Here is a 12,226-nt window from a genome sequence, read left to right as displayed (position 1 = left end):
CCTTCTTTTTCTTCAAATTTCACAATATCAAAATAATCCACTAAGTATGGTGGAAGCAAAAACTTTAGTAATTCTTGATCGTTTAGCATTATACAAAGATAAAACTACTTAACATTCCTCCCCAACTTTTGAGACTGATCCCTTTTAAAACCTGTCTATGATACGATGAATATGAAACCTTTAGAAGAGATGGATGAGGAAATACAGTTTTCAAGATCAGATATCAAACGTTTTGTAATAGGAAGAGAAAAATTTGCTGCTTTAGTAGTAGAAAATCAATATCCTTTTGCAGGCGCATCCACAGGGCATTGCGATCTGTTCATATTCCGATTCAATGGTAAGAATTGGGAAACTGCTGATTTTATGATCGAAGCAGGAAGTGGGGGAATGTATGGGAATTCCGGTTCGTTGCATAGCTTTACTATGATTGGTAAAGAGACGGTATGCTTTGCTTTATCAGGCGGACAAACTCATATGGGAACTTTATTTTATGATGATTTGGTTATTTTCAGCCAGAATAAATTAAAAAAGGTTTGCACTGTTACTACAGAGTATTCTTACGGAGATTGGGATGATAATTCAGATGGAACCAGATTTTGTTATAATGTTCAGTATGCGTTTCTTCCATCAGAGAAGGCGGTGTACGATTTACAACTTGTTAAGAAGAGTTGTTTAAAAGAAGATAAGGATCAAATTCTGGATAAAATTGTTGTACCATTCGATAATAGAGATGGTGTGTTTAAAATTCCACAGTCTTTTGATGGTAGTTTGCCTTAATTTATTTAAAAATCAACATATTCCGTTTGCTATTTCAAAAATATTTCATAATTTTGCAGTCCGAAAAGTAGGATTATCTAATGTGAGAATGGATAACCTACTGAATAATAAATGCTTCCAAACTCATTAATTATTCAAATTTAAAAAACAAACAATGGCTAAAAAAGTCTTTAAAATGGTAAAGCTTCAGGTGAAAGGTGGCGCAGCTAACCCTTCTCCACCAGTAGGTCCAGCTTTGGGTTCTGCAGGTGTGAACATCATGGAGTTTTGTAAGCAATTTAACGGAAGAACTCAAGATAAGCCGGGACAAGTTTTACCTGTAGTAATTACAGTATACGAAGACAAATCTTTTGAATTCGTAATCAAAACTCCTCCTGCAGCAATCCAGTTAATGGATGCGGCTAAGATCAAGGGTGGTTCCGGAGAACCGAACAGAAACAAAGTAGGTGCTGTAACTTGGGCTCAGGTTCAAAAGATTGCTGAAGATAAAATGGCAGACCTTAACTGCTTTACAATGGATTCAGCTGTTTCTATGGTTGCAGGTACTGCAAGATCTATGGGATTAAGAGTAACAGGAACTAAACCAACTTTTAACGCTTAAAACTTAAAGAAATGGCAAAATTAACTAAGAAGCAAAAGGAAGCTTTAAGCAAAGTAGAAAAAGGAAGAATCTATAACCTTGAAGAAGGTGCAGCTCTTGTAAAAGAAGTAAATACTGCAAAGTTTGATGCTTCTGTAGATATCGCTGTAAGATTAGGGGTAGATCCAAGAAAAGCAAACCAAATGGTAAGAGGTGTTGTATCTCTTCCTCACGGAACTGGTAAAGATGTTAAAGTTTTGGCTTTAGTAACTCCAGATAAAGAAGCAGAAGCTAAAGAAGCGGGTGCTGATTATGTAGGTCTTGATGAATATTTACAAAAAATCAAAGAAGGTTGGACAGACGTTGACGTAATCGTTACGATGCCGGCTGTAATGGGTAAATTAGGACCATTGGGTAGAGTATTAGGACCAAGAGGTTTAATGCCAAACCCTAAATCAGGTACTGTAACTATGGAAATTGGTAAAGCAGTAACTGAAGTGAAAGCTGGTAAAATTGATTTCAAAGTTGATAAATACGGTATTATCCACGCTGGTATTGGTAAAGTATCTTTCGATGCTGCTAAAATCAAGGAAAATGCTCAGGAATTGATCTCTACTTTGATCAAAATGAAGCCAACTGCTGCTAAAGGAACTTATGTGAAGTCTATCTATCTTTCTTCTACAATGAGTCCTGGTATTGCAATCGATACTAAATCTGTTAACTAATTATAAATCCTAAGACAATGACAAAAGACCAAAAAGTTGTAGCAATACAAGAGATCAAAGATTTGCTTCAGGATGCAAAAGTAGTTTACGTAGCAGATCTAGAAGGTTTGAACGCTGGAAAATCTTCTGACTTCAGAAGACAGGCTTTCAAGCAAAATATCAAAGTAAAAGTTGTAAAAAATACACTTTTGCAAAAAGCAATGGAGCAGATTGAAGGAGTAGATTACTCTGAAATGTTCCAGTCTTTCAAAGGAAATTCTGCAATTATGATTGCTGAGACCGCAAGTGCTCCAGCAAAATTAATCAGAGATTTCAGAAAGAAAGAAGAAAAGCCGGCGTTAAAGTCTGCTTTCGTTCAGGAAACTTTCTATGTAGGTGACAATAACCTAGAGATGTTAGCTAACATCAAGTCTAGAGAAGAAATGATCGGTGAAATCATCGGATTACTTCAGTCTCCAATCCAGAGAGTTGTTTCTGCTCTTCAAAACAAACCTGAGACAGTAGAAGCTAAAGCTGAAGAAGCTGCACCTGCAGTAGAAGAAGCTCCTGCTACTGAAACTCCGGCTGCTGAAGGTGAAGCTCCAGCTGCTGAATAATTTACACTCAAAAAATAATCAATAATCAACAAAAACATTACAACAATGTCAGATTTAAAAAATTTAGCTGAAACGCTAGTAAACTTAACAGTAAAAGACGTAAACGAATTAGCTGCTATCCTTAAGGATGAGTACGGAATTGAGCCTGCTGCTGCTGCAGTAGTAATGGCTGGTCCTGCTGGTGAAGCTGCTGAAGAAAAGACTGAATTCGACGTAATTCTTAAGTCTGCAGGTGCTTCTAAATTAGCTATCGTTAAATTAGTAAAAGATTTAACTGGTGCTGGTCTTAAAGAAGCTAAAGATATCGTAGACGGTGCTCCTGCTCCATTGAAGCAAGGTGTATCTAAAGACGAAGCTGAAGCTCTTAAGAAGCAATTAGAAGAAGCTGGTGCTGAAGTAGAATTGAAATAATTCTAGTTTACATTAAAAATAGGAAGCCTGAACATTTTGTTCAGGCTTTTTTTATTGGGTATAAAAATTCATTTTAATATCTATAAATATTTATGAATTAAAAAAAAGCAATTGTAATTTTTTATTTTTAAATTATTTTTAATTTTTGCCTTTTTAGTTTATTTATTATATGTTAAATTGTTTAATAGTTTAAATTATTTAATAAAAATTTATAATTTAATTGAAAATATACTATATTTGTATCCGTAAAACACACAGCCTTGGATATAAATTATTTTCTGTCGGACATTAATGTGCCGCTTATTCTTTACATGATCTTGTTGATATATTTTAATACAGCAAAGCTGTTAAATTCCTTTCTTTATCAACAGATATCATCTAAAAATTCTTACTTATAAAATTACATCACTGCTAATTTTATCACACATTGTAAAATTATCTTTATAGCAGGCATGAAATAACTTTTCATGTAATCTTTCAAAAACTACAAATATCATATAATGAAAAACAAATTATTCGGATTATCCGTGTTGACAATTTTCAGTTGCATGTTAAACGCACAAGTAGGCATTAATACTAATTTGGGACAGGCAACTCTCGATGTTGTGGGAGCGCCTTCAAATCCAAATAAACTTGATGGAATTATTGCACCGCGAATTACAGGAGATCAACTTAAGGTAAAAAACTATTCTACAGCTCAGACTGGTGCAATTGTTTATGTAACAACTGCTGATACAGCACCTTCAGGTCAGACCGCCAATGTTACAAGCGCAGGATATTATTATTTTGATGGCTCGGTTTGGATTCAGTTTCTTCAGCCACAGTCTTCAGATTGGAAAACAACCGGAAACTCAGGAACTACGGCTTCTGCGTCAACTTTAGGGACTGCTGTTTCTTCCGGAAACTTTTTAGGAACTACCGACAGTCAGAATTTAGTATTTACAACAAACAATACCGTAAAAGCAATTTTGGATGTTAATGGTAATCTTAGAGGTGGAAATGCCAATACTTCAGCTCCTTATGCATCACTTTCTTGGGGTTCAAACAATACATTATCAAACAATACCTCGTCCAACATCGCTTTAGGAAGAGAAAATACCGTTGCTGCGCAGGCTGCCAACTTTCCGGGTGTGGCAATAGGAGCGGCAAACAGTTCTTTAAGCGGAGCAAAAACAATAGGGAACAACAATTTTGCCACAGGAGCCAATACCATTGTTTTGGGAAATAATAACGGAACTTCCGCAGCTAACGTCAGCGGAATTAATGTTGGAAACTCCAATGTAAATTCCGGTGGTTTTGCTTTTGGAACAGGAAATAACGTAACGAGCAATAATTATGCATTTGGAAATGCCAATGTTGCAAGCGGAGCAGCCGGCGCAATTGCTTTCGGAACCAATGCAAGTGCAACCATTGCCAATCAGACTGTTTATGCCAATACCTCACATGCATTTTCCGGACAGGGTGTAATTGGAACAGCAATTACGGACGTTGGTGTAAATATGACTCCCAACGGAACTAATATTCCGGATCTTGAAATCAGTAAAGGGATTTTAATTAAAGCCACCGGTGTTCCTGTAACTTCAGACTGTAACGCAAGTAATGAAGGAACTATTGTTTATGGTAAATCCGGAAATACAGGAAGCTTTTACGGATGCAGAATTTCCGCAGGAGTATATGCGTGGCAACAATTCTAAAAAATACACAAACTTTAAAATCTATAAAAATGACAAAAAAATTATTTACGAAAATTACAGCATTTCTCATGCTGTTTCTGCTGTCTGTGAAGATTTTCGGACAGGGTTACACACCGATTCGAGGAATGGGAGTTGAAGCAAAACCACTTAACGCAAACGGAATATGCCTGGCTTGTTACAGCGGAAGCACAAATCCCCTTATTGATGCCAATTTGGATAACAGCGTAAGTATGGGAAGCTTTACCACCTTGGTAAGCGGAAACGGAGTTTCTGTTAAAAATACAAATACCACTTATCCTGCAGGATATATTACTGGTTTTAATGTAGATTTAGGAACCAGCGTTTTTACGGCAAGTCTTTTAAGCAATTTAAGAATCAGCACCTATAAAGCAGGAGTTCTTCAGGAATCTTCAAATAGTGCAACTTTACTGTCTGTTCCTGCATTTGGAGGAACCAAAACAAGAATTTTCCTTCACTTTAAAACAACTAAAGATTTTAACGAAGTAAGACTGTATCAGGTTAATGCCCTTTCTATATTCAGTGCCCTGAATATTTATTATGCATTTGCTTTTGATCCCAATAAAGTTCCTGTAGATAATAATGGCATCTGTGATGATATTATTACAGGAAGCGGTGTAGATGGAAATGTTTCAGGAAGCAGCAGCTTTTTAGCACCTCTTTCTTTCGTGGTCGACAGGCAAAAGATTGGCGACGGAGATAAAAGTTCTTACGGTTCTGTTGTTTTACCGGCAGGCTTGTTGGGATCATACTCTGTAGGCGTATTAGATAAGAATCAGGTTTATCCCGCAGGAAACAAAGCCGGGTTTGTTATTGAACCGGACGATCAGGGTAAATTGCTAAGTGCTGAATTTTTGAAAAATATAACAATTGAAACCTATTTATTCGGGCAGTTACAGGATTCTAAAAATTTATTTGATGGAGGCGGGCTGATTAATATCAAAGTGTTGAGATTCGGTTCCAACAAACAAAAAATTTCCCTCAATACAACCAAGCCTTTTAATGAAGTAAGATTAAAAATTACGCAGACAGTAGGCGTGAATTTCGGAGCTTTAAAAGTATTTTATGCCTTCGAAGAACCTCAGGATTGCGACTGTAATGAGTATATTCAGACTTCGGGAACTTCAAGATTAGGAGATATTGTACAGGGTGCTTCATGGACAGGTGCTTCTGGAACGATTTTCGGATTAACCAATATTACCAACACGGGAAATGTTGTAGATACCAACACAACAAATTTTGCAACAGTAAATTTTTCTCCAATCAATTTATTAATTCCAACAGTTAGGTTAACCGTTAAAAGCAATACAGGAGAATATCCTGCCGGGACTTTCGGCGGATTTACCTTAACGAAAAGTGCTAATTTGTTAACTATAAATGCTCTAGATTATATTACCATTACTTTTTATAAAGGAACAACGGTTACAGAATCCAGAACTTCGGGAGGTTTATTCAGCGGACAGTTTATTACTTCGGTTTCCAATCAGTTTTATGTTGGTTTTACAGCAACAAAAGCGTTCGACAGAATGAAAATTGAAATCAATCCCGGAATAGGAATCACTTTGGCGCAGCAATACTACATTTATAATGCATTTGTTCAGCTTGATGACGATCAGGACGGTGTTCCGAACTGTAACGATAAATGTCCGAACGGAAACGACAGTATTGATAACAACGGAAACGGAATTCCGGATTGTGCTGAAGGATGTTCTGTGGTAAATGATAAATCTTCTGCGTTAGACAGCGATGGAGATGGTGTTGCAGATGCTTGTGATAATGATTCTGATAACGACGGCATTCCGGATGCATGGGAAGACCTTAATGGAAACGGAAAATTTGAAGATGATGATGTAGACGGAAATAAACTGGTTATTGCAGAACTGGGAGACGGAATTTCAAGTTATCTTGATCTTGATTCTGATAACGACGGTATTTTAGATTTATTTGAATCTGGAATTCCAACTTCAGTTATTGATCAGATTGATGCGGATCATAACGGAATTATCGACAGCGGTGTTGCGGTAGGAGATAACGGAATTGCAGATATTCTGGAAACATCTCCGGATTCAGGCGTTATGAAATATCCTTTAAAAAATACAGATGGAGACGATAAACCGGATTTTGTGGATCTGAAATCCAATAATATAGACTTTGATCTTTATACCATCGGAAAAGATAATCTGGATGATCTTGGAGAAGGATTTATTTCGAGAATAAACGACGCAGATGCAGATGGAATTCAGGCGGTTGTAGATACAGATCTTGTTGCGAAAGGTTCTCCGAATTCCCCTCTTTCACCATATTCTTCATTTGCGAAAAACAGTGCAATTGCAGCTAAAGCTTCTGTGGGAGAAGTAAAGACAGTAGCAAATGATGTTAAAATTTATCCTAATCCTGTAAAAGCAGGTGAAGATTTAAATGTAAAATCTGATGAAGAAGGTACATACACATTGTTTTCAGCTCAGGGACAATTAATCCGCTCAGGTAAATTTTCAGGAAATACCGAAATTGCTACTTCTTCTTTATCGGCAGGAATGTACATTATAAAAGTAGAAACAAAAACGACTGTAAAATCATACAAAGTCATCGTGAGGTAATTTCAATAAATAAAGCTTTTCTACACATAAGTCATTCGCAAGAATGACTTATGTTTTTAAATATCTGAAATTAAATGTTTTATTGATTTTTTTTAATTAACTTTATAAAAAAAGTAATTACCGTAAACAAATAGTAATTATTCTTAGTTTCTTGCAGTAAATATATATTATGACGGCTTTTTCGAATATTGATCATTTGCTAATCTATTTCGATAAAATCGGTCGTACATTAAAATACAGCTAAATCTTAGGTTATTATAATGATTTTAAGATTGAGTTTTTTTTATTAAGGGTAGGTCATCCATATTTTTGGATGACCTTTTTGTGTAAAAAATGTATAGAAATAAAATATTACTGTCCCAAAATTTTTCTTCATTAAAAAAGTTTGAGTTTTTGCTGAATGAATAAGGTGTACAGATTAGAAAACAGTTGATATTTAAAAAGAATCTTAGCGATCTCCTGCTTTAAAGAACAGTATAATTAATAATGAAATCGAAATTTTAAAACCACAACGATAAGGCAATAGGAAAATCATAAAAACAATTAACATCTTCAGAATGAAGTTGTTTTATTTGTATATGAAAATAAAATGTTGTAAATTTGCAGTCTCTTTTGGCGCGAATAATTGTTTGTAAATCTATAAAATATTGAATATCACCTCTTTCATTTCCATGAAAGAGATTTCGTGTGTATAGATATTACGGCGGTATCTGCCTCAAAAGTAATAAAAATATTTTGCATTACGCTGTGAAAAGATATACCAGTGTTGCAGTTAGGAATAAGATTCTGAGAATCAAAAGGAAAAAATAAAAGACTGTCTCTAATAGCGCCAATATTATAAGGTCTTTTACAATTTCTGCTCTCAAACTCTTCTTTCTGATATTTTTTAATGAATCAAAATATTTTTTAACCTTTCTTAAAAGTTTTATGAGTAAAACAACACCTACAACTAGGGGAAATCAGAGAGTAAATTTCTCTTCAGCGAAAGGAAAAATCATCACTCCGGACTTCCTGGATATCCAGATCGAGTCTTTCAGTGAGTTTTTTCAGCTTGATACGCTTCCTGAAGACAGGAGAGACGAAGGATTGTATAAAACATTCCAGGAAAATTTCCCGATTACCGATTCAAGAAACCAATTCGTATTGGAATTTTTGGATTATCTGGTAGATTCTCCACGTTATTCAATCGATGAGTGTGTGGAAAGAGGTTTAACGTATTCCGTTCCTCTTAAAGCAAGACTTAAATTGTATTGTACAGACCCTGAACACGAGGATTTCCAGACTGTGGTTCAGGATGTATACTTAGGTCCGGTTCCTTACATGACGCCGTCCGGTTCATTCATTATCAATGGAGCAGAGCGTGTAATCGTAACTCAGTTACACAGATCTCCGGGGGTATTCTTCGGACAGACTTACCACGCAAACGGAACTAAACTTTATTATTCAAGAATTATCCCTTTCAAAGGATCTTGGATGGAATTTACGACAGATATCAACAGCGTAATGTATGCGTATATCGACCGTAAGAAAAAATTACCATTAACAACTTTATTAAGAGCGATCGGGTATGAATCTGATAAGGACATCCTTCAGATCTTCGACCTTGCTGAAGAAGTGAAAGTTTCTAAAGCTGCCCTTAAAAAAGTAGAAGGAAGAACATTGGCTGCGAGAGTATTGAACACTTGGTTCGAAGATTTCGTAGACGAAGATACCGGTGAAGTTGTTTCTATCGAAAGAAACGAAATCATCTTAGACAGAGAAACGATTCTTGAAAAAGAACATTTAGATCTTATTCTTGATGCAGGTGTGAAATCAATCCTGATTCACAAAGAAAACAGCAACGAGTTCTCTATCATCCAGAATACATTACAGAAAGACCCTACAAACTCTGAAAAAGAGGCAGTAGAGTACATCTATCGTCAGTTAAGAAACGCAGATCCGCCAGATGAGGAAACAGCAAGAGGAATCATTGAAAAATTATTCTTCTCAGAGCAAAGATATTCATTAGGTGAAGTAGGACGTTACAGACTAAACAAAAAATTAGGTCTTAACATTCCTACAACAACTGAGGTTCTTACAAAAGAAGATATCATTGCGATCGTAAGACACTTGATCGAATTGGTAAACTCTAAAGCTGAGGTGGATGATATCGACCACTTATCAAACAGAAGAATTAAAACTGTTGGTGAGCAATTGGCAGGACAGTTCGGGGTAGGTCTTTCAAGAATTGCAAGAACAATCAAGGAAAGAATGAATGTTAGAGATAACGAAATCTTTACTCCGCTTGATCTTGTTAACGCGAAAACTTTAACATCAGTAATCAACTCGTTCTTTGGTACCAACCAGCTTTCTCAGTTCATGGACCAGACCAACCCACTATCAGAAATCACGCACAAGCGTAGACTTTCTGCATTGGGACCTGGAGGTTTATCTAGAGAAAGAGCAGGTTTCGAGGTTCGAGACGTTCACCATACACACTACGGAAGAATTTGCCCGATTGAAACTCCGGAAGGACCAAATATCGGTTTGATTTCATCTTTAGGTATTTATGCAAAAATCAACAGATTAGGTTTCATCGAAACTCCTTACAGAAAAGTAGAAAATGGTAAAATCGAGCTTAATGCAGATCCTATCTACTTAAATGCAGAAGACGAAGAATCTAAAGTAATTGCTCAGGCAAACGTTGAACTAAGCGACAACGGTGAATTCGAAACAGACAGAATTATTGCAAGATTAGATGGTGACTATCCTGTAGTTGAGCCATCTCAAGTAGACCTTATCGACGTTGCACCAAACCAGATCTCTGGTATTTCTGCTTCATTAATTCCTTTCTTGGAGCATGATGATGCGAACCGTGCGTTGATGGGATCGAACATGATGCGTCAGGCAGTTCCTCTATTGAAGCCACAAGCTCCAATCGTAGGTACAGGGCTTGAGCAGCAGGTTGCAAGAGATTCAAGAATCTTAATTAATGCTGAAGGTACAGGTACGGTAGAGTATGTGGATGCCGACAGAATCGTTATTAAATATGAAAGAAGCGAAGACGAAGATTTAGTACAATTCGAGTCTGCTACTAAAACATATAACTTAACTAAGTTCAGAAAAACCAACCAGAGTACTACCATTACCCTAAGACCAAACGTAAGAGTAGGTGATGTAGTGGAAAAAGGACAGGTACTTTGCGACGGTTATGCTACTGAAAAAGGAGAATTGGCTCTTGGTAGAAACTTAGTGGTTGCGTTCATGCCTTGGAAAGGATACAACTTCGAGGATGCGATCGTAATCAACGAAAAAGTAGTTCGTGAAGACTGGTTTACTTCAATTCACGTAGATGAATATTCTCTTGAGGTTCGTGATACCAAATTAGGTATGGAAGAATTGACAGCAGATATTCCAAACGTTTCTGAAGAAGCTACTAAAGATCTTGACGAGAACGGTATGATCAGAATCGGTGCTGAAGTGAAGCCTGGAGACATCATGATTGGTAAAATTACTCCAAAAGGTGAATCTGACCCGACTCCTGAAGAGAAACTTTTGAGAGCAATCTTCGGTGACAAAGCTGGTGATGTAAAAGATGCTTCATTGAAAGCAGATTCTTCATTAAGAGGTGTTGTTATTGACAAGAAATTGTTCTCAAGAAACATCAAAGATAAAAAGAAGAGAACTGAAGAAAAACTTAAGCTTGAAGAAATTGAAAACACTTACAAGGCTAAGTTTGATGACTTGAGAAACACTTTAATTGAAAAATTAAACACGCTTGTAAGCGGTAAAACTTCTCAGGGTGTGAAAAACGACCTTGATGAGGAAATCATCGGTAAAGGCGTGAAATTCACTCATAAATTATTAACTTCAGTTGAAGATTATGTAAACGTTAGCGGTTCAGACTGGACAGTTGATAACGATAAAAATGAATTAATCAAACAATTAATTCACAACTACAAAATCAAGTACAACGATATTCAAGGGGTTAAAAACCGTGAGAAATTTGCAATTTCAATCGGAGACGAACTACCTGCAGGGATCATGAAGTTGGCTAAAGTGTACATCGCTAAGAAACGTAAACTGAATGTAGGAGATAAAATGGCGGGTCGTCACGGTAACAAAGGTATCGTTTCGAGAATCGTTCGTGAAGAAGATATGCCATTCCTTGAAGACGGAACACCGGTAGATATCGTATTGAATCCACTTGGGGTACCTTCGCGTATGAACATCGGTCAGATCTATGAAACAGTACTTGGATGGGCTGGTCAGAAATTAGGATTGAAGTTCGCTACGCCAATCTTCGACGGAGCTAGCTTAGACCAGATTACGGAGTACACTGAGAAAGCAGGTCTTCCTAAATTCGGTCACACTCACCTTTATGATGGGGGTACCGGAGAAAGATTTACTCAGGCTGCAACAGTAGGGGTAATCTATATGTTGAAATTAGGTCACATGGTTGATGATAAAATGCACGCACGTTCTATCGGTCCTTACTCATTGATTACTCAGCAGCCGTTAGGAGGTAAAGCTCAGTTCGGAGGTCAGAGATTCGGAGAGATGGAGGTTTGGGCACTTGAAGCATTCGGTGCATCAAATATCCTGAGAGAGATCCTTACCGTGAAGTCGGATGACGTTATTGGTAGAGCGAAAACTTACGAAGCTATTGCAAAAGGTGAATCAATGCCTGAACCAGGTATTCCGGAATCATTCAATGTACTACTTCACGAGTTACAAGGTCTTGGATTAGACGTAAGACTAGAGGAATAATTTTAAATTTTAAATTATAAATGCTGAATGGAAACATTCGGAAATTAATCTAAAATCTAAAATCTAAAATTTAAAATCT

8 protein-coding genes are annotated in these 12,226 nt (G+C 36.6%); all 8 read left to right on the top strand.

What is annotated here, in order from left to right; translation table 11 throughout:
- The first annotated feature begins 171 nt into the window (after window positions 1–171).
- The gene (locus B0E34_RS05105) at window positions 172–777 is read left to right on the top strand and encodes a hypothetical protein (RefSeq protein ID WP_123956542.1); all 606 of its coding nucleotides are present in this window, start codon (window positions 172–174) and stop codon (window positions 775–777) included.
- 154 nt (window positions 778–931) lie between these two features.
- Entirely contained in the window at window positions 932–1,378 is a 447-nt protein-coding gene (rplK, locus tag B0E34_RS05100; RefSeq protein ID WP_076390708.1) for a 50S ribosomal protein L11, read from the top strand.
- A gap of 11 nt (window positions 1,379–1,389) precedes the next feature.
- Entirely contained in the window at window positions 1,390–2,082 is a 693-nt protein-coding gene (gene rplA / locus B0E34_RS05095) for a 50S ribosomal protein L1 (RefSeq protein WP_029295585.1), read from the top strand.
- Between the two features lie 17 nt (window positions 2,083–2,099).
- Window positions 2,100–2,678, top strand: coding sequence for a 50S ribosomal protein L10 (gene rplJ / locus B0E34_RS05090; RefSeq protein WP_087707493.1), 579 nt, complete (start codon window positions 2,100–2,102; stop codon window positions 2,676–2,678).
- Between the two features lie 45 nt (window positions 2,679–2,723).
- Window positions 2,724–3,089, top strand: coding sequence for a 50S ribosomal protein L7/L12 (gene rplL / locus B0E34_RS05085; RefSeq protein WP_087707490.1), 366 nt, complete (start codon window positions 2,724–2,726; stop codon window positions 3,087–3,089).
- A gap of 500 nt (window positions 3,090–3,589) precedes the next feature.
- The gene (locus tag B0E34_RS05080; protein ID WP_087707487.1) at window positions 3,590–4,783 is read left to right on the top strand and encodes a phage tail-like protein; all 1,194 of its coding nucleotides are present in this window, start codon (window positions 3,590–3,592) and stop codon (window positions 4,781–4,783) included.
- A 29-nt stretch (window positions 4,784–4,812) separates the two neighbouring features.
- A complete protein-coding gene (locus B0E34_RS05075) occupies window positions 4,813–7,398 on the top strand; it encodes a T9SS type A sorting domain-containing protein (protein ID WP_123956540.1) in 2,586 nt (861 codons plus the stop codon).
- 927 nt (window positions 7,399–8,325) lie between these two features.
- Window positions 8,326–12,147: a DNA-directed RNA polymerase subunit beta gene (rpoB, locus tag B0E34_RS05070; protein ID WP_087707482.1), complete on the top strand. Its 3,822-nt coding sequence runs from the start codon at window positions 8,326–8,328 to the stop codon at window positions 12,145–12,147.
- The last annotated feature ends 79 nt before the right edge of the window (window positions 12,148–12,226 follow it).

The organism is Chryseobacterium mucoviscidosis (assembly GCF_002177115.1).
Lineage (GTDB): Bacteria > Bacteroidota > Bacteroidia > Flavobacteriales > Weeksellaceae > Chryseobacterium > Chryseobacterium mucoviscidosis.
Note: the sequence above shows the minus strand (reverse complement) of the source record. Positions and strands in the feature narration are given on the sequence as shown.